We start from the raw sequence: 23,852 nt of genomic DNA, 5'->3' as shown, positions 1-23,852 counted from the left end.
GGCTAGATGAAGCTCGCATACTGCACGTTATCGAGTTTCGCTGCCATCTGGCTTATCTTAACGGAGCTCAGCTCGCCATCGCATATGTCTTTCAGGCTTTTAAGCAGATTGCCGATCTCACGTTTGTTACCATGGAGCTTCGGCAGCACCTTCTGGACAATCTGCTCATCGACAGAACGCTCGAGTTCGTAGTTCTCGCCGTCAAGCTCGTGCGCGGCATTAACGTACATTCGCACTTCGCGCACGGTGCGGAAGGCAAACTCATAGCCGCATTTCTCCAGCTCTTCATACAGCTTGCCGAACTTCTCGAAGATGGCGTTAGCATCATCTTCGCTGATGTAATTGGCTCCCTCCCATATGTCCTTGGCGAGACGCAGAAAAGCCTGGGGGACGCCGGAAGCTGCGACGGCAACGTCCGGCGCATCCTCGATGGCTTTGAACCCTGCGAGGACTTCGGCCTTCGACGGCTTGAACTCTATGACGTTTGCCCTGTCGAGCACCTTGGGGCTAAACATGTAAGTGGTCTCATCGATGTTCACGGTGCCGACAACGAACAGGTTCTGCGGATAGGGCAGCCTGTCAGCACCGCCATCGCCGTACCCATCAAGCACGATGAGGTTATCCTCGCCGATGGTCTCCATGTGGCTGAGGAAGTCTGAGAAATACCGCTCGACATGGCTCAGGTTCATCTCGTCGAGGATGAGGAAATACGGAACCTCGGGGTTAGCGTTGGCCCGTTCGATGAGTCTCAGTATGCCGGTCTCTTCGTACGCGCCTTTGCCGCCGTCTGCAATCGGGTTGAAGAAGCCCAGCACCTTGGTGTTGTCGGTCCAGTCGGCACCGACCGGGACGAGCAACCAGTTTGGCTCCCCGTCTTCATCCAAGACCTCAAGGTACTTTGCAAAACGCTTGGAAATCCGCGTCTTGCCTGTTCCGCTGTTGCCAGCAAGGATGACAAAGGGCTTTGCCAGTAGTGACGTGATGTAGCGCCTGGAGAAGTCGGTTTTAAATTCAGCTGGAAGGTTGTTTAGCTGAAAAGTCCTCTTCTCTCTGCTTGATGCTTTCGATGAATTCTTTGCAGCAAGGTCGATTAGTTGATGCATTGCGGGCAGCACGTCATCGCCTTGTTCGTAGTCGATGCCCTCTTCGGCAATCAATTGGCTCGCTATGAGGTTTCGCATGAACTCAGCCACGCTGTAATCAAACTCAAGTTTCCCTGCGTAAACGTCAGCGAAATACTTGAATGCCGTGGTCAGGCTACCAGCCCTCATCTTGCATCCGCGATTGCAAAGGGCAATAAGATCGTCAATTCTCGACTTGTAGTCGTAATCTATCGCACCCGAAAACTGCCCGTCTTTGTATCTGCTTCCAGTGGCGAAGAAGAGTTTCGTTAGCTCCAAGATATATGCATCTTCGGAGACGCCCACAGGCTTTACTTCGGCTGCATCCATCCAGAATGTCCTTTCCGCAAAACCGTCCTCTTGCAACGGCGATGAATCGTTTACTTTGCCCGTCACTGGCAACAACAGCAGTGCGGCAAACAAGTTGCCGACATTTGGACGCTTTGCCCCGTCTCCTTGTATTTGCACACGTACTTTTCCGCCTTTTTTTGCAACGGGATAACGCGTGCCAAGGGAGACAACTTGCCCAGTAGAGGGTACGACTACTTCCAAGATGATTGCGTGTCCGATAATGTCAACTGCAGTCAGCGTATCCCCGTTTGCAAGAGAGCCTGAACCTTTGAGTTCGTACTGTCCAGCACCACCTTGTCCAACTGTTCTCCCGCGAACGGATAGCGTATTCTCGCTATATATAGAATTCGGAATGGGATAGCTCAAATTCCATTCATCGACAAAGGACATGGCAACCACCACAATTAATCTGCTGCATAGTCAGCTATGCATCTAGCAACGTACTCAGCAAGCTTAACTGGCACGGCATTGCCAATCGCCTGCTCAATGTCTGTCTTGGACCCGACAAACTCAAACTCTTCGGGGAAGGTTTGCAGATAGCTGCGCTCCTTGTATGTTAAGGCTCTCACACCTTCAGAAATATCAGCCTTGTCGGCATGATGCCTCTTATATGCTGGCGGTATCGGACGGTTGGTGCCTCGTACCGTTACCGCTGGCTCGTCAATCGTGAAGACGCCCCTACGCTGGAAGTTGCGTGGATGCATGTAGAAGTATTGCGTGCCGAGCGAATCGCCAAGGTAATCCCTGACGGTCATCTGCTTGTCGCTCAGCCTTGAATCCAAGAGTTCGCCGAGAAAGTCATCTTTATCACCAAGATGACCGACAAGGATAAAGCGCCTGCGAATCTGAGGCACACCACATAGACTGGCGTTGAGGACGCGCCTCGTGAGACCGTATCCAGCATTGCGGAATATTTCCAGCGCCTCGGGCAGGACGTCCATCCGCTCGATATTGTAAACATTCTCCATGACGAACCACTCGGGTCTGACGTCCCGAACTATCTCAGCATATCGGATGGTGAGATTGGCCCTTTTGCCGCGCTGTCTGGCGCCCGCAATGGAGAAGTCCTGGCAAGGGGGGCCACCGATTATCATCGACGGCGAATACTCTTCAATTTTCGGGACCGCTTCCGCATCGTAAAGATCGTATTTGAATGCCGGGTGGTCGAAGTTTGCCGAATAGATGTCGACAGCCGCCTGCCAGTTATCAAACGCCGCCTTTATGTTGAAGCCCGCATTCTGGAATCCGAGCGACATACCGCCGCATCCCGAGAAAAGATCAACGCAGTCCATCGCTCACATCCCTCCTGTACTCTAGTAGCGCTCGTGCAACGTAGGTGGCAAGGTTTACCGGTACGGCGTTGCCCACCATCTGGTTGATATCCGTCTTACTCCCAAAGAACTTGAAAGACTCCGGGAAAGTCTGGATCCTACTGCGTTCCTTTGGAGTCAAGCACCGGGCTTGACTGAGGTCCGCCGCGTCGTTGGGGTGAAGCTTGTAGTTCGGCGGTATCGGCCTGTCCACACCACGAATAGTGACCGAGGGCTCGTCGATGCTGAAGATGGCCCGCCTCGTGTAGCTTCGCGGAATTCTGAAGTAGTAATCAATTCCAAGCTCGTTACCGAGATACTCACGAATTGTCATCTGATGGTCAGAAAGGCCCTTCTCAAGATATGGGTCGAGGAACCCGTCGGGCGCCCCAAGGCATCCGATCAAGAAGTATCTCTTGCGAGCTTGGGGGACCCCGCACAGGCTTGCATCCATCACTCGCCCACTCAAGCCATAACCCTGCGCTTTGAGGGTGGCCCGAATCGCTTCCATGGATTTGCTCGTTCGAACGCGTGGGACGTTCTCCATAACGATGAAGCGAGGCTTGCACCTCGCGATGATCTCGGCATATCTAACAGAGAGGATTGCGCGCCCACCATCCTCGGATCTCTTGCCGGCCTGCGAGAAATCCTGACAAGGAGGCCCGCCGATGATGATATCCGGAGCGAAGCCGGCAACTTCCTCGGATACGGAAACGTCGGAGAGATCCCTTTTGAAAACAGGATGCTGGAAGTTAGCGCGATAGACATCAATGGCAGCGTCCCAATTGTCGTAGGCAGCCACAACATTGACGCCAGCCTTTTCGAAGCCGAGGGACATTCCGCCGCAGCCGGCGAAAAGGTCAACTGCCGTTATGTTCCTCTCGTTTTCCACGCGCTCGGTCTCCATTTCGATAGATACAGACAAATAAATAATTATAATTTCGTTTCTTCCAACATGCTTCAAGATCAGTCGGCAACAGAACAAATCCAGTTGTAACGCTTCGCCCGGACAAGAATCGCTCGTGCTCGATTCGAGCTTATTGCCGCCCAGCAGGGCAACCACTGTCGCATGCTCGCCCGTCAGAGGCCGTCCGCGCCGCATCCGCGTCCGCTCCGGATGCCGCGCCGGGTCGGTCGTGCCGCGGACCGTCCCTCGCGGCACGCACCCTCCGCTCCCGCGAAAACCCGTTCAACACAAAGGCTTTTAGGTATAGCCTTATTGCTGTACGCCACGAAGTTCCCGCCCACTCACGCCCTCGCTGCCAAACGAATACGCATCCCTCTCTCTTCTATGGATGCAACGCTGCCGAAATATAAATCGACTCATGCGATCGCTCTCCGACCTCAGCTGAAACGTTTCAGAGCGCAACAATCTTGAACCTCGATCCACCCTCCAGACAAACCTCCTCAGTTCATCCATTACTATCGAAAAGATCTTCCATGAATTTTGACGGCCTGTTTCAGCTGTAATGGAAATAAAAACCAGCTTTTCGAAGTCGGCGCCACAACCAGGCAAGCATTTCCGAAATCGCAGCATCACATCGCTCGATATAAGTAATTTGCTACTGGTGCAACGGCCCCGAGCACCGTTCCCGCGCGACTCTATCGCAAATACGTTGCTTAGAACAGGGCACTGCCACATTTCAGCAAGCCAATCCGAATCCTCGTTTGGTCGGGAGATAGTCCAATTACCCTTTAAATATCATATCGTTGTGGTATTCAATAAACTCAGCTCGTGGGGCAAATCGCTTCGGAAGCGTAATCGGCTCTCCGTTGTAGCGCCACAAATTTACCGCTTCCTTGAAAGTAGCGGCAGGCTAAACGAGGGCGGTGAGTTCCTTTTCTACTTCTACGCCATTAAGGACGGGCACGTGTACTCCCATCATAAAGATCTCTTTCGTACGACCCATTTCCGCTTCTACAGGAACGCAATCAGCGAGACAAACACTTACGAACTTGAACCCATGCTTTGCAAGGTGAAGGCTAACGAGCTGGTTTCGAGAGACGAACTAGCCGACCGGCTGGCCGCCATTGGTTACGAGCGGAATCGTGGGAGCCAGGGGGCGGACTTCCACTACGTGCTTAGCGTGGAGGTCGAGAACGCTGCAGTTGTGCCGCTGAGTCTCGCGTGCGGATTGGTCGACGGGCAGAACGGCAACGATGCTTTCAGCCCGCACTCGCCGAAGTTGGTGGGATAACATTTCACGAGCATGTCGATTGGTACAGGAGGAAAGATTATGGACGAGAGAATCAAATCGATAATCCACAAAGCTGTTGATGATGCCGGGCGTTATCCGTTTCTCTTCATCGGCTCTGGCCTCTCCCGTCGTTACTGCGGCACGCCGGGATGGGAGGGGCTGCTTTCGGATATCTGCGCCGAGGTGCTTGACGACCCATATGCCTTCGCGCGCTTCAAGAGCCAGGCGAAGATTGCTGTCCAGAACGGCGAGGTCGAGTCCGAACTGCCGTACGTTGCCACGCTCATGGAAAGCGAAGTAAACCACGAGCTCTTTGCATCGGATGAATTCGCTGCCTTCCGCGAAGATCACAGTGACGAGCTTACCGGGGACGCTTCGCCCATGAAGATCTACGTCGCAGATAAGATCGCGAGAGCTCGTCTCGTCGAGAGCGCCGAAACTGAGAAGCTGGCGAAGGCGGGCAGGGAAAAAGTTGCCGGCATCATCACCACGAATTATGACTGTATGTGTGAGACCCTATTCCCTGGTTTCACGACCTACGTCGGAGAAAGCGACCTCCTGTTCTCTGACCAGGCTTTCTCTCAGGAGATATACAAGATCCATGGCTCAGTCTCGAGGGCGGGAAGCATCGTCCTGACCAGCGCTGACTATGCGGAGTTCGCGCAGAAGAGGAAGTATCTCTCGGCGAAGCTGCTCACCCTCTTCGTCGAGTATCCCGTCATCTTCCTCGGTTATTCGATTCAAGACGAGAACATCAGGTCGATACTGGGTGACATCTGCGAATGCCTACCAGATGACAAGCTCAAACGGCTGGGCAAGCGGCTCATCTTCGTTCAGCACGCAACCGACACCTCTGTTGGCGAGATTGCTATGAGTTTCGGTGGCCGTACGCTTTCGATGACGAAGATCACCACGGATGACTTCGAGTCGATCTACGATGCGATGCGCAGCTTCCGGAAAATGTATAGCACGCGATTTATCCGCGAGTTGAGGGGCAGCGTGTTCAGGCTTGCGGAGCATATCGACCCGAGTTCCGACATCATCGTCTCAGGGATAGACAATGTCCTCAACGACCTTGACCCGGACCAGAAGATCGTCATCGGCCTGTCGGTGTCACCAAGTAGCATCGGAAAGCCGATTTCACCTGAAGATATCTTCGAGGACATCGTGCTCGATAACCTTCGCTATGACCCAAAGTTCATCGTCGAGAACTACCTCAACATGTACGTGCGCCAACGGCCCAACAACATGCCTGTCTTCAAGTACACGCGCGGACTCGGTGGAGAGGTCGGTAAGGACATAGCGACTTATCTCCCAACGCTCACCTCGATTGATAGCTATCGAAGCGAAACGTTCCGCAAATCGATGCCTGCGACTCGTCGCAGATTCGAAGGGTCGCTGAGCATAAAGGGCCTTGCGAATGCATGCGCGCCAAAGAGCCCGTTCGCGTTCATCCCGTGCCTTTCAGAGGAAGAGATGGACGTCGACGACTTGGAAGCGTTGCTGAAGCGGGCACTGGCTGACGTGGGAAACGACCCTGCCAAGAAGAGGGCTCTGTTGAAAGATTCGCATTATCGGAAGTGCGTCCGCATCTACGACTTCTTGCGCTATGGAAAGTAGGAAGTCCCCCAACCTTCACCAATAGTCCGGGCAACGGCATCCGAACCTAGATCCAGTTGGGGGACATGCTCCCGAACTATGCACGGTTTCCCGCGCAAAGCTAGTTTAGCAAAGAAATGTGGAGATTGGCGGTTGGGCGCTTGAGATTCCTGCCAACTGCCGCACCCCTTGAATATCAACTTCATCCGAACACCTCCCAAATTCATCCGTACATGTACGGATGAATTTGGGAATCCGATACCCTGAGGGCCGGGTCGGCCGGCCCCGGGAGATCGGAGGACGCCATGTCCGGAAAGAGCGGGAAGGGCGCCGCGAGGGCGGTCCCGAGGGCCCACGGCAGGCGATCGGCGATTTCATGCAACTACGGCTGAAGTGTCTTTATGTGGTTCAGCGCACCCAACAGTACCGTTTGATTTCGCTCAAAGCATAAACGAAACCATGCATATATTCCCAAGGCAATCAGGCATGGCGTCACGAAAACCCCGGCAGCGATTGAATTGTTGCCCGCCCATGCAGACAGACACCCTCCGACCGTAAGTGAGATGATCATGCTGATCACGCTGGGGGCCCAACTCGTATAATGCACCCCACTCACCGCCTGTTCGACTATTTCGCATTTCTTTTTCAGGCTAATGTCCTCATCCACTTCACCAAGAGAAAAGTCCACTCCCGAAATTAAATCGAGCAATTCAGCCTCACTGTAGCCGCCTTCCTTGAATCTTTTAATGAAGAAACCTCCTGGTCCAGGCCCACAGATAGGACGGTTTACACGAAACAGTTCCTTATAGGCGATTCCCATTGTTAACTCCTTAAAGTGCAGATGCTATTTACGCTATCGTTCTATCATTTCGTCCGGACAGATTTTTATCGGACCGTCGGCAACCGTTCACAAGGACATCCCGTTCAGTAACTCCCCGCGCTCCTCATACCCGCGCTCGAGCTTCTTCCCAAGCTCCGCAGCGCAGCGCTTCGTTTCCTCGGCAAACAGGTCATCGATAGCCCTGTCAATCCGCGTGCAAGTCTGCCGATGCTCGTCCTTCCAGGGCAGGTTGAGTCCCAAACTCGCGTCCCAATAGCCGCCGAGTTTGGCGTTAATTACTTCCTCGGGATACAGCACGTCGCGGCGAATGTCCTCAACTACATCGTCCTCGTCCATATCGCAGGCCGCATCGCCCTGCTCGAGGAACTTGCGCAGCTCCTTTTGCGCCCGGATGTTGTTCAGCATGCGAACACACCCCACGGCCAAAAAGCGATAACGTTCGCATAGATCCCACTCGCCTTCGAGCCATACGCGAAAGCCCAGCATTTCGCTCGCGGACTCATCATCCATCAGGATCAATTCCCACGGAAGCACATTGGCGAGTGCGTCCTCCCCCAGCCTTTGCACGCCGTCGCGCATAAAGATGCACGGCTCCACGTCGTAATAGCCAAAACCGTGGCCCGCATCGCGACGATTGATGACATGCTTGGGCAACAGGATGATCTTGTCGCTGGGCTCGGGATCTATCTTCCGCAGCTTTTTGACCTTGCGGCGGGCGCGCTTTAGGCTGCGTTCGCTATCGCCACGGCCGCGGCCGTCCGGCTTGCCGCCGTATCGAAGGGCAACCTCACGCGCCAGGATCTTTGTGTCCGCAGCGCACAGCAGGTCGCTCACGGTGGGCAGGTCTTCCCACTCAATGCCATCGACGTCCCAAATCCTGTTCATGTTCAACCTCTTTCTGGCTGTGAATTTACGCACTTGTTCGCCCTGCACAACGTACTTGTAAGGCATGCGCCCCGCTAGAGCGCCTTCTTGCTGGGCGCAATCACCTCGTCCACCAGGCCCAGCTCCAGAGCGCGCCTGGCGTTGCACCAGCAGTCGCGCTCGGTGAGCTCGTGGAACTCCTGGGCGCTCAGGTTGCCATGCTCGGCCAGCAGCTCGTCCAGCTCGGCGCGCATGGCCGCTGTATGCTGGGCCACGATCTCGATATCGGTCTGCTGCGCCATGCCCATGCCGCCCATCAGTTGGTGGATGAGCACCTGCGTGTGGCGGTACACCTGACGGTGGTCGCCGCAGGCCAAGATCACCGCGGCCATCGAGGCCACGACGCCCTCGCCCACCGTGATCACGGGGCAATCGAGCGACTGCATGGTGTCGATGAGCGCCAGCCCCGCCGTGACGCTGCCGCCCGGGCTGTTGATGATGAGGGTGATGGGCTCGGTCGCACTTTGATGCTCCAGCACCAGCATGGACTTAATAAGGCCGTTGCAGGTCGCATCGTTGACCTCGCCCTCCAGCAGCAGCACACGGCTGTTGAGCAGTTCGCTTGCCATATCGACAGCGGCAACACGGCCGTCCTTGGACTTCTTTATGATGCTGGGCTCACGATACATAACGGGCATGGCAATTCCCTTCTAAACGGAATCGGTAAGGAGGCAAAAACTGGACCGCACGGCTTACGACTAACGGAAGCCGTGCGACAAAACATGCAAGATGGGGTACACAAAGCTGCAAGGGCTAATCCCTCAGCCACTTGGCAGCATTGGGATGATCGGCGCAAAAGTACTTCTTGGCGCGGAAGGGACGCATGCCGGTCACCTTGACCAGGCAATCGGTGCGGGGCATAAGCCCAACCTCGCCTGGGGTCATCACGCAACCGCGCACATCTACGGCAGTGCGCTCGGCGCCCACGTACTTGGTGCCCAAAACCGACTCGCCACACAGTTCGCTTATGTAGTTCTGCGTCGCGATGTTGCTGCCGCCGCCCATATAGACCAAACTATCGCAGTTATCGAGGATGGTAAGCGCCGTGGATTTGCCGTACACGACATCGAGCTGGCTCAGCGATTGCGCACACATCAAAAAGCTAATGCCGCGACTGCGCACAGTCGCAATGCTGCGCTCAAAATCGGGGATGCGGCCCACATTGGGAAACTCATCGAGCACAAACTGCACGCGACGCTGCAAATGGCCGCTGGGGCTGGCATCGGCACGGCGCTGGGCAAGGTTAAACAGCTGCTTAAGGGCAACGTTCGCAAGCCATGCATTAGCCGAATCGTTGTCGCTCACCTTAAGATCGATCATGCGCTTGCCCTCGTCAATACGATCAAGACGCATCTCGTCATTCTCAAAAACGCGCATGAGCTGAGGCGTCTTAAGCCGCGAGATAGTTGCATTGAGCGTGATCAGAATACTCTTAAGCGTCCTATCTGCCGCACCTCGAAAATCGCGATACTGCTCAACGCCATACAGATCAGCGTTCTCCGCACCAAACTTATCGAGAAACTCCCTGGACTCCACCTCTTCTACAAGGTAGTCCAACGGGAATCGCCCCTCACCATCTCCCGTAACCTTGATGAGCGCAGCCAGTTTAAAGACGTTGTTCATCTTAAGGTAGCGGCGCGGGGCATTGGGGTCCTCACCCGGCGTAAGGGTGCCGGCAAGGGTCTCCAGGAGGAACAGGATTCCAACAATCGCTCGAAGCAGCAGGTCGCTCGCGTTATTCCAGAACGGATCATACCTAAGGCTACGGCCGTCAGGATCGACCCCCTCCATGATTGCCGCCACTGTGGTGGGGATATCCTCGACATCCATCACGTAACGCAGAGGGTCGTATCCGGCCGACTGCTCGGGATTAACAGTATCGAGAACCGTTACCTCGTAGCCGTCCTCTTCAAAGCCTTTCCCCGTACGGCGCAGCAGCTCACCCTTGGTGTCTGTGACCACATAACAGCATTCGTGGTGATTGAGCAGGTTGGGCAAAATGAAACTCGCCGTTTTGCCGCTGCCGGTACCTCCAAAGGCAAAAACATTGTTGGACACACTCGTCTCCCAATGCTTGTCGTCCTCGTAGAACGCCACCGTGGCACCCTGCGCCAGGATCACGTCGCGCTGCTCATCGCCGGACGACAGCGCCCGCATCTCCTCCTTAGTCGCCCACTTCTTGGTCTGATACTCCGTTTGCTGCGCGGCCTCGTAGCCGTACATCTTGATGACTGGCATGGCGTGACCCCTTTCTTGTCCGTGGCGTTAGTGGTTGTTAAGCAATGCGATCGTCGCCGTCGTCCTCATTGAGCTGTGCCGAGTGCGGCGACTTGGTCGCGTGACCGATCAGGCGCTCGGCCTGCGCCAGATAACTCTCGCGAGCAGCAGTTGAGACCGTTGTGTCGCCCAGGTACGCAAGCAGTGCATGGATCATCAGCTTGTCAAGCAGGTCGTAATCTTTATGATGCTTGATATTGAGGAGATAGCGATTTTCGAGTCCGTGTACTTTGTTGGTCAAATCGATTTCCATCTTTTCCTCCATGTAATAAAAAGTGTGTCGTTCGTCCAAAAGTGCCTCAAACGGGCGTTTGACGCATAACTCAAAGTTGAAACGCGGACTCGTATCGAACACGCGTCGCTGCACCTTGAGGTAGCGCTTATAAAACATGACGGCATCATCTTCATCCGCCGTAAAGCCACGCGATCCATCGCGGTGCAGCCGGTCGCATGGCTTTCTGCCATCGGTATGGCGCACGAAGGAGGACGGGATATAGGCACCCTGCTTGGTGCTGTACTTCATCCCTGTCGCAACTTCCTCGAACAAGAGAACACCAGCCGATTTAAAGCCCGCAGTACGCCCGTGCCTAAACATACTCACCACAGTCGCTACACTGCCTATGCGGCTATCGCGCGGGGGAAAATACAGTGGCAGCAAAGCGAGTGTCGCGGCAGTCAAAAGTTCGCGGGCCTCGTGTACATCGGCTCGATACTGCTCGGGCACCAGCCCGGGAATATCGGGCGAGCGCTCTTCCAGCACGCCAACGAGCGATTTGGCCAGGCGCTCGACGTTCTTCTCGCCGCAGTACGGACACGGAAGAGACCGTTCTACCTTTCCGTTCATTTCGCACATGTCGCGGAGATCCTCGTCGATCGCACTGAGGAATGCCTCGTAGATGTTGTCCCGTTTCTTCATGAATGTTTCTTTCTATCCGGTTTCGGGTGTTTGGTGTAAGTCTGTTCTAAGTTTTAGAATGCTCTGAGGTATGGATGATGACAATCGACCTAACCTGCAGCTTCGTTAGTGAAATCACCCTGCTTGATAGCGCGGTTTGCCTAAAGGCTGTGTAGCGATTGCATCAAGCAGTTGGTATTGAGTTGGTTTTGGATTGCTTCGAGGATAGCACAGTAGGCTGTTCTCGTCATTAGAAATTTTTAAATTTTTCTGCTATTATATAGCCCACCAAGAAGAAAGGGCTCTATACATGCGTGAAACAACATCATTGCCACGTCTCACCGCCGCCGCCCTCTCGCGCGCGCTTAACCTAGAACAAGGCAGCCGCCTACTCACCGTTCGCCTACCTGGCGCCATCGGCTGCGAGGCGCTTCGTGAATGCTTCAGGCTGAACGGCAACGGCGTACCTAATATTTGCGAACTTGAGCCCGGCAAGCAGAACACGGGCAATGACAACGCGGCGCCGGTGTTTATCGATGCCACAGCTTGCGTTCGCAAACGTTTTCGCGAAATCAACAGCGCATGTGAGGCGCTCATTAATGATCTGGAGCCTGGCTACCTGGGCTTCTGCGATTGGGAGGCCTATCTCTGGTGCCTGTATGCACTAGCCCTCTCCGGTCGTACTCGAGCCGCCGTACTGCTGCCGTTCGAGTCTTTGGACAACGCCGAGCAGGCACGCGCGATTCTGTTGCGCGAGGGGCTCGTCGAAAGCGTCCTATATCACCCGCTCGCCGAATCTCCGATGCACGGCATGTACGCACTTATTGTATTGTCGACGGGAAATCGCAGCGTTTCATTCCGCAATGCCGCCACGCCCATGCCACGCCTTCGGTTTGCCGACGGGGCTCGCTACCCCAATCTTCCCTTGGCTTTCTCCCCTGACTGGAGCGGCATCGAGTGCGACTCACGCAAAACGGTTTCCATTGAAACCGTCGAGCTCGAAACGCGCAAGCTACTCCAACACCACGCCGCGCTCTCCAAAGGCAGGGTTGGCCTGATCTCCGTAGCTCAAAACTACAGCGCAACGCTCGGCGACAGCTTTATGCGCGTGGTGCCGTTTATGCCCCGAGACAGCACCACCTCGGATGACATCGACGCTGTCGAGGTGCGCCGCATTTCATCTCAGGATTTCCGCAACGGCTATTTGCTGCCCAAGGATGTTGCGGAAGGCGCGTCGGAGCTGGATTCCGAACCTGTAAAGGTAAGTCCAGACGTGTTGGCTCGTTACGAGCTTCGTTGCGGCGATATCGTCATGCCGCGCATACTCGGTCGTTACGGCGCGTCGAACCTACTTGTGGTCGGCATCGATGATGCAAAGCAGCATCTAGTTGCCTCGCACAACACCACCGCCATTCGCCCGGCGATTCCAACGATGACCGACGAGGAGCGCATGGTGTATGCAGAGATGGTCGCGGCGTACCTCACCGACGGCCATGGGTCCATAGTTTTGCAGGTATTGTCCGACAATCAGTACAGCCACGCCATCCGCCCTACCGATCTGTTCGAGATCGAAGTCCCACCAGCACTCGACCCGCGTACGCGCGAGTATAGCGAATCCATCAATCGCTTTGCCGAGGTCGTAAGGGCCAAGAAACAAGCCGAGGCCGCTGTCGCCCAAGCCCAGCGCAACCTCGAAGCCGCAAAGAAGGCCGTTACTCAGGTGGTCGACCAGGCCTGTGAGTAGCGCATACATAGGCAGTAGAAACGTCTTAAGCCGGCGGCAGGAACTAATCCTGCCGCCGGCTTAACTATCTAGCCTATTCCCATCCCGTGGTCTGAGGATTCCATTTGCGCACATTCGCCGAATGATTAAAGCACGGTGTATACAACCGATTGACGACCCCTTCTGCCCCAGCAATGTTCCCCGCGAGATCAAGTACCCCCGCCTGCCTCGCCATCTTTATGTACTGCGCAGAACCATTTTGTTTCCACCAGAGAGGCGCCACGAACTCTTCCGGCATTGCCACCTTGCGGGCAGATGCTTCTTTCTCGACCCTCTCGACAAGCGTAGTCCCATCGACGAAGCAAGTTTTCGCGTACACCAAGATGTCGACTATATCCTTGATTCGCGAAGAGGCACGGCCCTCATGCATCTCTACCATTGCGAGCAATTTATCTGCAAGGGCACTCTCCACTCGGCATACTCGATAGTCGCAGACTGGGAGCCCCTCAATATTCAAACGATCGATCGGCGCAAGAACCTCAGGCTCAAGTCCCCGCACTTCATCAATTACCAAGTCAATTGAAATTGGCTGCAGCTTCTTGGTTCCCATAAAGGGGGTGAACCACACCTTCGCACCACACCGATACTCATCTTCTTTTTTGATCTGCTCTGCACGATCAAAGACAAACGAAACGAAATCCTCCAGATCAATCGAAGCCGCCCGCGCCAGATCGGCAACAGCCTCTTCGAGGCTCTCCTCTTGAGCAACCAAGTCAATATCTCTTGTGACACGCGCATCGAGTGTTCGCGCCAGGACGCTTTGGCCACCCTTGAGTACAAAGCGGCCGTCATCTTCTGAAAAAACGCGACATAGGAAGCGATGAAAGTAGAAACCGACGATCGCCCGATTAGTATCCATCGGCGATTCTCTTGCGGCATCCCTAACAGCCATCTCCAGTGCGGCAGGTGTTTTGTACTTCACCATGTCCTCCGTTTTTCATTACTCGTTCAGCGCCGTCAACAAGGGCATCATCAACTCGCGTCGTTTGGCGGTTTTAGAGTTCTCCTCTACAAGATCTTTCAGCCGCTGTATCTCGAGCCCTCGCCCAAGCGCGTCGTTATAGGCATCGATAATTAATGAGGGGTCCTCGCAATCGAGGCAAAGATCAACAAGCGTGCGCTCGGGTTTAGTTACCGGCAGGCCGTCGAGCCAGACGATGTCCTGCTCAGCGATCTCGCGCTTTGCAAAAGAAAGGGATTCGTTTCTCGTATTGATGCGCATGGGCGCGGTCATCCTGTAGGGGGACAGATAGAAATCGCCCATTTGCTGTAGGTTCGCCGCTGTCGTACCGCTCACGGCGATGCCATCCCACTGGCGTTTTCTCTCCCACGCGCAAAGGGAGGGATTGGTGAGTTTCCAAAAAGCGTTGAGCTCGTCAGTGTCTCGGCGCTGCGTGCCCGACATCCGGTAGGCGCCGTGGCATATCCGTTCAAGACGCCCCACGCGGCATGAGTGTGCCAGCGCATCTCGAGAGATGTCCATACGAGCCGCCTGGGCTGTGGTGAACACGCCCTCACTCTCGGAAAGCTCGCTTATCGCCGTTATGTTGCTAAAGTACTTCATGTTGCAATTGTAGGATATTCTCATGCTTTTGCAACGTGATTTTGATTCCCTATGACCGGCGTGCTTTGCGTACCCCTTTTCTGCCACCACTTTGTCATCGGCCCACCATCCCCTGCTATCGAGGTCTAATACTTTTCCGCGAAGTGAACGTCTGTTTTTGGACCCCTGGAGCATCCGCATTTTTCAACGGCATAAACGCAGGATTCTGGCATCAAAGCCGCAGGAAACGGCACCCGAAAAGTGTCGATGCTTCGGGGGTCCGTTTTCACTCATTCACTTCTCGGAAAAGTATTAGACCTCGCTGTCAGCCGTCCCAAAGATCAGACTGCACCTCCTTCACGCCACGCAAAACCTGCCTTTTCTGCCCCCGCCCGCCTCCGCGCCACCCAAAAACTCATCCACTATTAATCTTGGCTCAAGAATCGCTTAATCTATAACCTGCACTATAGAGTTCGACCAAGGGCGGGGCGGCACCGCGCAACGCAGGCCGCCGAACGCAACGCTCGCGCCCGGGCAGATAGCCCGGCGTCGCGCCCATCGAACGAAAGGACAGGTCATGGACGACCTCGAAAAAGTTGAAACCATCCGCACCAAGTGCAACGTGAGCTATACCGATGCCAAGGCCGCGCTCGACGCCGCCGACGGCAACGTTCTGGACGCCATCATTTGGCTCGAGTCGCAGGGCAAGACCCAGACCACGTCGGCGCACGCCGCCACCGAGTCCGCGCCGGCCGATGAGCCCTCGGCCGAGATGGTCGCCGCACAGGCCGCCTACGAAAAGTCGAGCGAAAAGACCGACTTCTCCAAGAAGATGGACAGCGTGTGGGAGTACCTCAAAAAGCTCTTCCGCCTGAGCCTGGACACCAAGTTTATCGCCACGCGCCGCGATGCGATCATCCTCAACATCCCCATCCTGATTCCCATCGTCGCCCTGTTTGCCTGGGGCGCCACGATATGGCTGATGCTGATTGGTCTGTTCTTTGGCATGCGCTACCGTATCGACAGCGACGGCGACGTGCCCGGCAGCATCAACAACCTGATGGATCACGCCGCCGATGCCGCGGACGGCATCAAGCAAAATCTGAACGACGACAAGTAATCGCAGACGGGGGCACGCATGGCACGGATCCTTATCGTAGAGGACGAGGAGAAAATCGCCCGCTTTGTGACGCTCGAACTGGAGCACGAGGGCTACCAGGTGGAGCACGCCGCCGATGGCCGCACCGCCGTTGACCTGGCGCTGGAGCGCGACTACGATCTGATTCTGCTCGATGTGCTGTTGCCGCAGCTCAACGGCATGGAGGTCCTGCGGCGTGTCCGCAAGCACAAGGACGTGCCGGTGATCATGGTCACCGCGCGCGATGCTGTGATGGACAAGGTGGCCGGGCTCGATGCCGGCGCTGACGATTACCTGACCAAGCCGTTTGCGATTGAGGAGTTGTTCGCACGGATCCGTGTGGCGCTGAAGCGCTCGGAGGCCGTGCGGACGGCTTCGGGCGTTGGCGGCGCCGGCGTCAGGGCGGGTATGGCGGGCGGCGCGGGCGAGAGCGCCGTTGCGATTCCCCCGGCCAGCAACTCGACCCAGGCCTCCGCTTCACCCTCCCCTGCCACGCTCACCGTGGGCTCGGTTGCGCTCGACCCCGACCGCCGCGAAGTCACGGTCGGCGGCTCGCCCATCGCGCTCACGGCCCGCGAGTTCGACGTCCTCGCCCTGCTTATGGCACATGCCGGCACCGTGCTCACGCGCGAGCGCATCGCGCACGAGGCACTGGGCTACGAATACGTAGGAGACACCAACAACGTCGACGTACACATCGCGCACCTGCGCGCCAAGATCGAAGACGCCGGCGGTGCCCGCATCATCCAAACTGTGCGCGGGGTGGGCTATGTCTGTCGCGCGTAACGCCGAGACCAAGCGCGTCACCTCCATCGCCCGCGCCATCAACTGGAGCTACATGTGGCGCCGCTTGGTGAGCTACGTCTGGCTCGATCTGTTGCTGGTGGTGATTGCGGCGGCGATCCTCGTCTATGGATACAACCAGACGCTGCCCGACAGCGCGTTTACCGCAGGCTGGATTCCCGGCGCCACCGTTCACGGCATGTCGCTGACGCCCGCGCGCGGCTGGGACCTGACAACGCTCACCTACACCGTCGAGCTTGCGCGCACCAGCAAGACCTTCCCCCTCGCGCAGGACCTCGTCACGCTATGGCCTCTCTACCTTGTCGTTGTGGGTTGGCAGGTCATCAGCGTGCTCAACATGCTCGGCGGCGCGAGGCGCGTGCGCCGCACCATGGCGCCGCTCAACGACCTGGCTTTGCGCGTGGACGAGCTCGGCCGCATGCAGCTCTCCGGCGGCAAGATGGAAACGCTGGAGCAGGCCATCGAGCGAGCAAGCGTCGATTCGCCGAGCGTCACCACTGGCGACGCCGACCTGGCGAGCATCGAGGTCGCGCTCAACCGCCTGCTGCGCCAGATGCAAGAGGCCAAGCTGCAGCAGATGCGCTTTGTCAACGATGCGAGTCACGAGCTGCGCACGCCCATCGCGGTAATTCAGGGCTACGTAAACATGCTCGACCGCTGGGGCAAAGACGACCCGGCCGTGCTGGCAGAGTCCATCGCCTCGCTCAAGGCCGAAAGCGAGCACATGCAGGAGCTCGTGGAACAACTGCTGTTTTTGGCACGCGGAGATGCCGGCCGCACCGTGCTGCGGCGCGTGAATACCAACCTGGCTGCACTGGTCGGCGAGGTGTGCGAGGAATCGCAGATGATTGATGCCGGGCACACATATCGGCTGGCTTTTGACGCTGCGTTTGCCAGCGACCCGCGCTGCGACGCGTCCGTCGATGTCGCGCTCGTGAAGCAGGCTCTGCGCGTGATCGTGCAAAACGCCGCTAAGTATTCGGACGCGGGAACGACCGTCACATTTGGCATAACACCCGAAGCGGGCACGGGCGCGGTCGACATAGCCGTTGAAGACGAGGGCATCGGCATGAACCAGGAATCCGCAGCTCACGCGTTCGAGCGGTTCTACCGCGCCGACAACGCGCGCGATGCCGGCGCACAGGGTTCGGGCCTGGGGCTCGCTATCGCCAAGTGGATCGTCGACAGCCACGGCGGCGTCATCGGTGTGACCTCGGTCGAAGGGGCCGGCAGCCGCTTTACGATTCGCCTGCCGCAGTAGGAAGCCCCCTCGTGAATCGAGGTCTAATACTTTTCCGCGAAGTGAACGTCTGTTTTTGGACCCCTGAAGCATCCACATTTTTCGTCGGCAAAATCGCAGGATTCTAGTATCGAAACCGCAGGAAACGACGCCCTTAAAGTGTCAATGCTTCGGGGATCCGATTTGTCTCGTTCACTTCTCGGAAAAGTATTAGACTTCGGTTTTTTGACCGTTGCAAAAGTCAACCCCTCGGCATAAATAAAGGGATAAGGCCATGCGGCCCTATCCCTTTTTGCTAGCTATAGCAGCTTGTACGCTACTCGCGGCACAGGTGCACGGCAAAGCCGGCGAACTCGCGCTTAAAGTACACGAGCTTGGTGCTACCGTCGGGCAGCAGCGCGCGCGACTCCTCGTTGACCTCGAGCCCGCGCTCGGCAAACCACTTCTCGGCCGTATCAATGTCGTTGACGGCAAAGCCGATGTGGCCCTTGGTGCCACGACCATTCTGCTTCATGACCTCGACCAGCGAATCGTTAAAGTACGAAACCGGGGTCTCGATAACGGGCAGACCCATCGTCGTCGAGAACAGCTCCGCGATCTCCAGGGCATCGACCGGGTCGGTGGCGTTGATGCCCACGTGAGCGACGCGCATGCCAAAGAGCTCGACCGGGTTGGCGTTCTGCTCACTCATACAGTCAGCGCCTACTGAGCCATAACGTCGAGGACGGCCTTCTCGGCAGCGACGCGGTTCATGCCGGTCATGAAGGGCACGCCGCTCACGTACGGGCAGGTGAGGCCCTCGGGGGCAACGGTGGTGGCGATCAGCAGGTCGGCGCCCTCGTCGCAAACGTCCTTGGCCTCGGAGATGGCGCACTGCACGATCTCGTACTTGTCGGCGTAACCGTTGGCGTCGAGCATGGTGGCGACCTTCTGGGCAACGAGCGTGGAAGTAGCAGCGCCAGCACCGCAAGCCAAAACAATCTTCTTCATAGGTAATGTCTCCCTTCATGGTTTACTTTAGGTAAGTGTACCGCAGCGAGCGATGGCACTCGGCCTCGATGAGCTTTTATGCCAGTTTGCTTGCGCGCTGCGTATAATACATCTAGTACGTGTTGTCATACCGCTCGCTTTATGAGCGACTAAGGACCCCAATATGCCCGATTCCCGCACCCTCTGGACCGCCGTCGTCATTATTTGCATCGCCGTGTCGGTATTCTTTAGCGTCAAAAAACGCACCACGTTTAAGCGCCTGCAGCAGCTTATGGCTACGAAGCAGTGGGACGAGTTCGATCGTTTGCTCGATGGCAAACTCACCAGCATGCTGTACCCGCGCTATAACCGCGACTACCTGCGCCTGAACTCCTATCTGCTGCGCGAGGACCACAAGCGTGCCGACGAGATGTTCGATTTGCTGCTGGGGCTCAACCTGCCCAAAATGCAGCGCGTCGACCTGGTGATTAAGGCCTTTAACTACTACGTTGGCCAGGAGGACCGCAAAAAGTCCAAGGAGCTGCTGCACGAGATCAAAGGCTTTGAGGGCGGCCAGGCCGAGGCAGTCGCACACGAATGCCAACTGATGTACGACACGATGATCCTCAAGCGCCACAACGACATTCCCGAGCTGGAGCGCATGCTCAAGGAGGCCGGTGACGACAAGGTCAAGAGCTGCCGCCTGGAATACCTGCTGGCCCTGCAGTACAAGAACAAGGGCGACGAAGCCAAGTTTGCCGAGTACTTGGAAAAGTCAGGCCGGCACTCAATGGCCGTCAACGCGTAACGGACGGCTTGTGCTAGACTTCTAGTCTCACGGGGGCGTGGCGGAATTGGCATACGCAGGAGACTTAAAATCTCTCGCCGCAAGGATTGTGGGTTCGAGTCCCACCGCCCCTACCATGTGATTGCTTACGAGCCCGTGTCCCGTTGGGATGCGGGCTCGTTTCTTTTGGACGCCGGCGGGACTCGAACCCGCGAGGGGGCGAGCACCAGGCGGACGCGCAGCGTCCGCAGCGAGCCGACGAGGGTGCCGGCAGGCGGCCGAAGCCGGTGCGGATTTGCGCAGCAAATACGCGGACGTCCCACCGCCCCTACCATATGGAGCTTTCGAGCCCGTGTCCCCAAGGGATGCGGGCTTGTTTCTTTTAGATGCCGGTGGGACTCTAAGCTGCGGTGGAATAGATCCTGTTTATACCGTTTATCAGCTTATTTAGGAACTATTTCACCGCAACTCAGAGGAAGACGGTTAAAGAGCGCTCAGGCTGGGGACCCAGGCGATGGTGGGGGTCGCGCCGTCGAGAACCTCGTTGATGGTGGCGGCCATGCCGGCAAGCAGGCTGTTCTCGCTTACGGTGAGCGTGTCGTAGCCGCCGGCTCGCATGAGCTCGCGGATTACCACGGCGCCAGCCAAGATCACGCCCGCGCGTTTGGGCTGCACACCCGGTAGCGCGGCGATGCTGTCCGCGTCCAGCGTGGACATGCGCTCGATAGCGGCCGAGACCTGCTCCAGCGAAAGCTCGCGCAGGTGCACGAAGCTCGAATCATACGGCTCCAGCTCGTGGACCAGAGCCACCAGCGTAGTCACCGTGCCGCCCACTGCGACCAAGCGTTCGGCGCGCTCAAAGTCGACAGGCAGACTCTCAAAGTAGCCCGCAAACTGCTCGTTTGCCCATGCGGCAGCGGCAGCAAGCTCGCCGTCCGCAGGCGGCAGCGCCGAGAAAAACCGCTCCGTCACACGGCGGCAGCCAATGTCCAGCGAGCGCGTCCCTTCTAGCGCAAAGACGCCACGCTCCGGCGCATAGACGCCCGTCGCGAGCTCCGTGGATCCGCCACCCGAATCGGCAACAATAATGCGCTCGCCGGCAAAGTCGTGCGCCACGCCAAAAAACGTCAGGCGTGCCTCGACCTCGCCCGGAATCACCTGCGGTTCGAGCCCCAGCTCGCGCAGGCCGTCCAGCAGCAGGGCGGCATTGGACGCATCGCGCGCGGCACTCGTGCACGTGGTGCAGATGCACACGGCCCCAAAGGCATGCGCCTCGTCCACAAACATGCGACACGCGGCGAGCACACGCTCGACGGCCGCCTCGCAAAAGCGGCCCGTCGCGTCCACGCCCTCGCCCAAGTCGGTGATCTCGGTATGCTTGGACGATTCCACGATCGCCCCGGCCTCGACCTGCGCTAACACCAGTCGCGACGACACTGTTCCCAGGTCGATCGCGGCTACCTTATAGCGTTTGCAATCTGCCATTGCAGGCTCCCCTCCGGGCGCTATTTGCCGTTGGACACGACCGTCTGGCCCTCGACACCGTTAAACCCAAACAGCATGTCGAGCGCCTGGATGTACCACGGCGCGTCCTTACCGACGTCTTCGATTTCCTTGGCAACTTCGCTGGCCTTCTTGGCGTTCGACGACTTCTTGCTCGAAGACGAATCCGAATCGTCGTCCAGGCCCTGCACTTCAATTCTCTTCTCGCCGGGCATCACCAGGCCCAAGTCCTCGGATGCCGCGTCCTTGATACCCTCCTCCGAGAGCAGCTTGTCGACGCTTTTCTGCAGCTCGTCGTTGTACTGCTGGCGAATCTCGACCTGCTTGGCCAAGATATCGTTCGAGCGTTTGGCAACGTAGAGGTCGCGCACGGGAAAGTACAGGCTCACGAGCACCAGGACGACGACAATGCCAATAAACAGCCCTCGCTGAGGACCGTGGGTAAAGTCGTAGATCGCCTTGACCACCGCATTGTCGTTGGCGTAGTGCATGAAGTCCGAGCCGGAAAGACGGCTTGAGGGACGGCGCGGCTTGTCGGACGCCTGGGTCGAAGGGCGCGACGCATGCTTGGAACGCGATGGGCGCACCGGACTATCCGAGGAACTATTTGGCTGAGCATTGGGATGCGAAGTCGCCGGCGAGCTATACCTGGAGCGATCAGCACCAGCATAACCAGACCCGCCAAGCTGTGCGGTACGCGCACGACGAGGCGACGGCTCGCGCGAACCGGCGGAATAATACCTGTTGTCGTAAATCTGATCCATGTGCGCCTTGTGCGGTTGAGGTTTGTTTGCGCTAAGTCCTTTAGTTATAGCACGAGCGCCCGCACCGCCTTCGCCAGCCTTTGCTCGACATAAAAAAGGCGCTGAGCCGTATGGCCCAGCGCCCATAGTTCTTTGCGGCATCCAGCCAAGACGGGGAGGAACCGAGTCAGCCTCCCCCTCGCCAAATTCGCCCGTTTAGCGAATGTTGTAGAACGCGGCCTTACCGGCGTAGCGCGCGCTGCCCTCGAGCTCGTCCTCGATGCGGATGAGCTGGTTGTACTTGGCAATACGGTCGCTGCGGCACGGGGCGCCCGACTTGATCTGGCCGGCGTTAACACCCACGACCAGGTCGGCGATCGTGGAGTCCTCGGTCTCGCCGGAACGGTGGCTCACGATGCAAGCGTAGCCGGCCTCCTTGGCGGTCTCGATAGCCTCGAGCGACTCGGTGAGCGTGCCGATCTGGTTGACCTTGACCAGAATCGCGTTGGCGGCGCCCAGCTCGATACCCTTCTTAAGGCGCTCGGTGTTGGTGACGAACAGGTCGTCGCCTACGAGCTGCACCTTGTTGCCAATGCGGCGGGTGAGCTCGACCCAGCCGTCCCAGTCCTCCTCTGCCATACCATCCTCGATGGAGATGATGGGATAGGTGTCGACAAGCTTCTCCCAGTAATCGACCATCTGGGCGCTCGTGTACTCAACGCCCTCGCCCTTGAGCTCGTACATGCCGGTCTCGGCGTTGTAGAACTCGGTCGATGCCGGATCCATGGCGTACATGAAGTCGACGCCGGGCTTAAAGCCAGCCTTCTCCACGGCCTTGGTAATGTACTCGAACGGCTCGGCGTTGGTCTTGAGATTGGGCGCGAAGCCGCCCTCGTCGCCCACGCCGCCGCCCAGGCCGGCCTCGTGCAACACGCCCTTGAGGGTGTGGTAGACCTCGGCGCACCAGCGCAGGCCCTCGGCAAAGCTCGGAGCACCCACGGGCATGATCATGAACTCCTGGAAGTCAACGTTGTTGTCGGCATGCACGCCGCCGTTGAGGATGTTCATCATGGGCGTGGGCAGCAGGTGGGCGTTGACGCCGCCCAGGTACTGGTACAGCGACAGGCCCGCCGACTCGGCAGCGGCGCGGGCAACGGCCAGCGACACGCCCAGGATGGCGTTGGCGCCGAGCTTGGTTTTGTTGGGCGTACCGTCGGCGGCAATCAGTGCGGCATCGACGGCGCGCTGGTCGAAGGCATCGAGGCCCACGACGGCATCGGCGCACTCGTTGTTGACGTGCTCGACGGCCTGCGAGACGCCCTTGCCCAGGTAGCGACCCTTGTCGCCGTCGCGCAACTCGCATGCCTCAAAGGCGCCGGTCGAAGCGCCCGAAGGCACCATCGCGCGACCGAAGCTGCCGTCCTCGAGCACGACCTCGACCTCTACGGTGGGGTTGCCGCGGCTGTCGAGCACCTCGCGACCGTAGACATCCAAAATGTCACTCATGTTGTCTCCCTCTCACTTGGAAACGGTTGATGCAAGCGACTGGCCGACTGTGCACCATTGGTGCGCCTCCGTAAGTTAGCCATGTCGCACTTTTTGCATTATGCCCTAAGTTAGCCGAGGGATACATATGAATTGGAGAAATCATTCTTTGGGGCGCTTGTTTTTGCACCGAGCATTCATCTCTAGAGGTCGCCCCATTACAGTCTGAAGTGGGCCACCGATAAATTTCGATGGCGAGCATTCGGCGCATTGCCTACGATACGGGCAAGCCCCGAGGGGCCGCCGATCGGGCGCCTCCGGATGGCCGTCTGCCCCTGCCC

The 23,852-nt window shown here is 57.4% G+C and carries 22 protein-coding genes and 1 tRNA gene; 8 read left to right on the top strand and 15 right to left on the bottom strand.

Annotated elements, in window-relative coordinates:
- Positions 1–2 precede the first annotated feature (2 nt).
- The 3 genes from AAAX73_RS05760 to AAAX73_RS05750 are packed head-to-tail and all read right to left on the bottom strand — an operon-like array spanning position 3 to position 3,674.
- Positions 3–1,862 carry a hypothetical protein gene (locus tag AAAX73_RS05760; protein WP_147350672.1) on the bottom strand — a complete coding sequence of 620 codons (1,860 nt, stop codon included), beginning with the start codon at positions 1,860–1,862 and terminating at the stop codon, positions 3–5.
- Positions 1,863–1,876: 14 nt separating this feature from the next.
- A complete protein-coding gene (locus AAAX73_RS05755; RefSeq protein ID WP_117862603.1) occupies positions 1,877–2,764 on the bottom strand; it encodes a DNA cytosine methyltransferase in 888 nt (295 codons plus the stop codon).
- Positions 2,751–3,674 (bottom strand): DNA cytosine methyltransferase, encoded by a 924-nt coding sequence (locus tag AAAX73_RS05750; RefSeq protein ID WP_231505017.1) that lies wholly within the window; start codon positions 3,672–3,674, stop codon positions 2,751–2,753. The genes AAAX73_RS05755 and AAAX73_RS05750 overlap by 14 nt, the downstream gene beginning before the upstream one ends.
- A 979-nt stretch (positions 3,675–4,653) precedes the next feature.
- Between AAAX73_RS05750 and AAAX73_RS05745 the strand changes: the two genes are divergently transcribed.
- Together AAAX73_RS05745 and AAAX73_RS05740 are read left to right on the top strand one after the other, a co-directional pair.
- Positions 4,654–4,980 carry a hypothetical protein gene (locus AAAX73_RS05745; protein WP_147350671.1) on the top strand — a complete coding sequence of 109 codons (327 nt, stop codon included), beginning with the start codon at positions 4,654–4,656 and terminating at the stop codon, positions 4,978–4,980.
- 39 nt (positions 4,981–5,019) lie between these two features.
- Positions 5,020–6,600 (top strand): SIR2 family protein, encoded by a 1,581-nt coding sequence (locus AAAX73_RS05740; RefSeq protein ID WP_197036746.1) that lies wholly within the window; start codon positions 5,020–5,022, stop codon positions 6,598–6,600.
- A 361-nt stretch (positions 6,601–6,961) separates the two neighbouring features.
- Here the strand turns inward: AAAX73_RS05740 and AAAX73_RS05735 are convergent, their stop codons facing one another.
- The 5 genes from AAAX73_RS05735 to AAAX73_RS05715 form a co-directional block, all read right to left on the bottom strand.
- Entirely contained in the window at positions 6,962–7,399 is a 438-nt protein-coding gene (locus AAAX73_RS05735) for a hypothetical protein (RefSeq protein ID WP_117862606.1), read from the bottom strand.
- Between the two features lie 87 nt (positions 7,400–7,486).
- Positions 7,487–8,305 (bottom strand): hypothetical protein, encoded by an 819-nt coding sequence (locus AAAX73_RS05730; RefSeq protein ID WP_349125327.1) that lies wholly within the window; start codon positions 8,303–8,305, stop codon positions 7,487–7,489.
- A 74-nt stretch (positions 8,306–8,379) separates the two neighbouring features.
- Positions 8,380–8,982 carry an ATP-dependent Clp protease proteolytic subunit gene (locus tag AAAX73_RS05725; protein WP_118081484.1) on the bottom strand — a complete coding sequence of 201 codons (603 nt, stop codon included), beginning with the start codon at positions 8,980–8,982 and terminating at the stop codon, positions 8,380–8,382.
- 115 nt (positions 8,983–9,097) lie between these two features.
- Positions 9,098–10,582, bottom strand: coding sequence for a VirD4-like conjugal transfer protein, CD1115 family (locus AAAX73_RS05720; RefSeq protein ID WP_118081482.1), 1,485 nt, complete (start codon positions 10,580–10,582; stop codon positions 9,098–9,100).
- A gap of 37 nt (positions 10,583–10,619) precedes the next feature.
- Entirely contained in the window at positions 10,620–11,537 is a 918-nt protein-coding gene (locus AAAX73_RS05715; protein ID WP_349125326.1) for a hypothetical protein, read from the bottom strand.
- Between the two features lie 289 nt (positions 11,538–11,826).
- Here AAAX73_RS05715 and AAAX73_RS05710 point away from each other — a divergent pair, with 289 nt between their 5' ends.
- Positions 11,827–13,260, top strand: coding sequence for a hypothetical protein (locus tag AAAX73_RS05710; protein WP_118081478.1), 1,434 nt, complete (start codon positions 11,827–11,829; stop codon positions 13,258–13,260).
- Between the two features lie 73 nt (positions 13,261–13,333).
- Here the strand turns inward: AAAX73_RS05710 and AAAX73_RS05705 are convergent, their stop codons facing one another.
- Both AAAX73_RS05705 and AAAX73_RS05700 read right to left on the bottom strand, forming a co-directional pair.
- The gene (locus AAAX73_RS05705; RefSeq protein ID WP_118081476.1) at positions 13,334–14,224 is read right to left on the bottom strand and encodes a nucleotidyl transferase AbiEii/AbiGii toxin family protein; all 891 of its coding nucleotides are present in this window, start codon (positions 14,222–14,224) and stop codon (positions 13,334–13,336) included.
- A gap of 15 nt (positions 14,225–14,239) precedes the next feature.
- Positions 14,240–14,863, bottom strand: a complete 624-nt coding sequence (locus tag AAAX73_RS05700; RefSeq protein WP_118081594.1) for a type IV toxin-antitoxin system AbiEi family antitoxin domain-containing protein — start codon at positions 14,861–14,863, stop codon at positions 14,240–14,242.
- Between the two features lie 556 nt (positions 14,864–15,419).
- Between AAAX73_RS05700 and AAAX73_RS05695 the strand changes: the two genes are divergently transcribed.
- The 3 genes from AAAX73_RS05695 to AAAX73_RS05685 are packed head-to-tail and all read left to right on the top strand — an operon-like array spanning position 15,420 to position 18,045.
- Positions 15,420–15,962, top strand: a complete 543-nt coding sequence (locus AAAX73_RS05695; RefSeq protein ID WP_349125325.1) for a DUF4342 domain-containing protein — start codon at positions 15,420–15,422, stop codon at positions 15,960–15,962.
- Between the two features lie 18 nt (positions 15,963–15,980).
- Positions 15,981–16,766: a response regulator transcription factor gene (locus tag AAAX73_RS05690; protein ID WP_349125324.1), complete on the top strand. Its 786-nt coding sequence runs from the start codon at positions 15,981–15,983 to the stop codon at positions 16,764–16,766.
- Positions 16,750–18,045 carry an ATP-binding protein gene (locus AAAX73_RS05685; RefSeq protein ID WP_349125323.1) on the top strand — a complete coding sequence of 432 codons (1,296 nt, stop codon included), beginning with the start codon at positions 16,750–16,752 and terminating at the stop codon, positions 18,043–18,045. The genes AAAX73_RS05690 and AAAX73_RS05685 overlap by 17 nt, the downstream gene beginning before the upstream one ends.
- A 295-nt stretch (positions 18,046–18,340) precedes the next feature.
- Here the strand turns inward: AAAX73_RS05685 and AAAX73_RS05680 are convergent, their stop codons facing one another.
- Positions 18,341–18,715, bottom strand: a complete 375-nt coding sequence (locus tag AAAX73_RS05680) for a VOC family protein (RefSeq protein WP_349125321.1) — start codon at positions 18,713–18,715, stop codon at positions 18,341–18,343.
- A gap of 11 nt (positions 18,716–18,726) precedes the next feature.
- Positions 18,727–19,014 carry a PTS sugar transporter subunit IIB gene (locus AAAX73_RS05675; RefSeq protein ID WP_148332642.1) on the bottom strand — a complete coding sequence of 96 codons (288 nt, stop codon included), beginning with the start codon at positions 19,012–19,014 and terminating at the stop codon, positions 18,727–18,729.
- Between the two features lie 163 nt (positions 19,015–19,177).
- Here AAAX73_RS05675 and AAAX73_RS05670 point away from each other — a divergent pair, with 163 nt between their 5' ends.
- Together AAAX73_RS05670 and AAAX73_RS05665 are read left to right on the top strand one after the other, a co-directional pair.
- A complete protein-coding gene (locus tag AAAX73_RS05670; protein WP_349125320.1) occupies positions 19,178–19,801 on the top strand; it encodes a hypothetical protein in 624 nt (207 codons plus the stop codon).
- Between the two features lie 31 nt (positions 19,802–19,832).
- Positions 19,833–19,917, top strand: a tRNA-Leu gene (locus tag AAAX73_RS05665).
- A 346-nt stretch (positions 19,918–20,263) separates the two neighbouring features.
- Here the strand turns inward: AAAX73_RS05665 and AAAX73_RS05660 are convergent.
- The 3 genes from AAAX73_RS05660 to eno all read right to left on the bottom strand — a co-directional run bounded on the left by AAAX73_RS05660 (position 20,264) and on the right by eno (position 23,532).
- A complete protein-coding gene (locus AAAX73_RS05660; RefSeq protein WP_349125319.1) occupies positions 20,264–21,265 on the bottom strand; it encodes a hypothetical protein in 1,002 nt (333 codons plus the stop codon).
- A gap of 20 nt (positions 21,266–21,285) precedes the next feature.
- On the bottom strand, positions 21,286–22,047 hold the full coding sequence (locus tag AAAX73_RS05655) for a hypothetical protein (protein ID WP_349125318.1): 762 nt from the start codon (positions 22,045–22,047) through the stop codon (positions 21,286–21,288).
- 195 nt (positions 22,048–22,242) lie between these two features.
- The gene (gene eno, locus AAAX73_RS05650; RefSeq protein WP_117769943.1) at positions 22,243–23,532 is read right to left on the bottom strand and encodes a phosphopyruvate hydratase; all 1,290 of its coding nucleotides are present in this window, start codon (positions 23,530–23,532) and stop codon (positions 22,243–22,245) included.
- Positions 23,533–23,852 lie beyond the last annotated feature (320 nt).

The organism is Collinsella sp. CLA-ER-H9, from assembly GCF_040092295.1.
In the GTDB taxonomy this organism is placed as follows: Bacteria; Actinomycetota; Coriobacteriia; order Coriobacteriales; family Coriobacteriaceae; genus Collinsella.
This window is presented reverse-complemented; position numbering and strand designations above follow the sequence as displayed.

Bases quoted from the DNA above. Each gene is read 5' to 3' on its own strand.
- AAAX73_RS05760 (WP_147350672.1), bottom strand. From the start codon at position 1,862: ATGTCCTTTGTCGATGAATGGAATTTGAGCTATCCCATTCCGAATTCT.
- AAAX73_RS05755 (WP_117862603.1), bottom strand. From the start codon at position 2,764: ATGGACTGCGTTGATCTTTTCTCGGGATGCGGCGGTATGTCGCTCGGA.
- AAAX73_RS05740 (WP_197036746.1), top strand. From the start codon at position 5,020: ATGGACGAGAGAATCAAATCGATAATCCACAAAGCTGTTGATGATGCC.
- AAAX73_RS05735 (WP_117862606.1), bottom strand. From the start codon at position 7,399: ATGGGAATCGCCTATAAGGAACTGTTTCGTGTAAACCGTCCTATCTGT.
- AAAX73_RS05730 (WP_349125327.1), bottom strand. From the start codon at position 8,305: ATGAACAGGATTTGGGACGTCGATGGCATTGAGTGGGAAGACCTGCCC.
- AAAX73_RS05725 (WP_118081484.1), bottom strand. From the start codon at position 8,982: ATGCCCGTTATGTATCGTGAGCCCAGCATCATAAAGAAGTCCAAGGAC.
- AAAX73_RS05720 (WP_118081482.1), bottom strand. From the start codon at position 10,582: ATGCCAGTCATCAAGATGTACGGCTACGAGGCCGCGCAGCAAACGGAG.
- AAAX73_RS05715 (WP_349125326.1), bottom strand. From the start codon at position 11,537: ATGAAGAAACGGGACAACATCTACGAGGCATTCCTCAGTGCGATCGAC.
- AAAX73_RS05710 (WP_118081478.1), top strand. From the start codon at position 11,827: ATGCGTGAAACAACATCATTGCCACGTCTCACCGCCGCCGCCCTCTCG.
- AAAX73_RS05705 (WP_118081476.1), bottom strand. From the start codon at position 14,224: ATGGTGAAGTACAAAACACCTGCCGCACTGGAGATGGCTGTTAGGGAT.
- AAAX73_RS05700 (WP_118081594.1), bottom strand. From the start codon at position 14,863: ATGAAGTACTTTAGCAACATAACGGCGATAAGCGAGCTTTCCGAGAGT.
- AAAX73_RS05695 (WP_349125325.1), top strand. From the start codon at position 15,420: ATGGACGACCTCGAAAAAGTTGAAACCATCCGCACCAAGTGCAACGTG.
- AAAX73_RS05690 (WP_349125324.1), top strand. From the start codon at position 15,981: ATGGCACGGATCCTTATCGTAGAGGACGAGGAGAAAATCGCCCGCTTT.
- AAAX73_RS05685 (WP_349125323.1), top strand. From the start codon at position 16,750: ATGTCTGTCGCGCGTAACGCCGAGACCAAGCGCGTCACCTCCATCGCC.
- AAAX73_RS05680 (WP_349125321.1), bottom strand. From the start codon at position 18,715: ATGAGTGAGCAGAACGCCAACCCGGTCGAGCTCTTTGGCATGCGCGTC.
- AAAX73_RS05675 (WP_148332642.1), bottom strand. From the start codon at position 19,014: ATGAAGAAGATTGTTTTGGCTTGCGGTGCTGGCGCTGCTACTTCCACG.
- AAAX73_RS05670 (WP_349125320.1), top strand. From the start codon at position 19,178: ATGCCCGATTCCCGCACCCTCTGGACCGCCGTCGTCATTATTTGCATC.
- AAAX73_RS05660 (WP_349125319.1), bottom strand. From the start codon at position 21,265: ATGGCAGATTGCAAACGCTATAAGGTAGCCGCGATCGACCTGGGAACA.
- AAAX73_RS05655 (WP_349125318.1), bottom strand. From the start codon at position 22,047: ATGGATCAGATTTACGACAACAGGTATTATTCCGCCGGTTCGCGCGAG.
- eno (WP_117769943.1), bottom strand. From the start codon at position 23,532: ATGAGTGACATTTTGGATGTCTACGGTCGCGAGGTGCTCGACAGCCGC.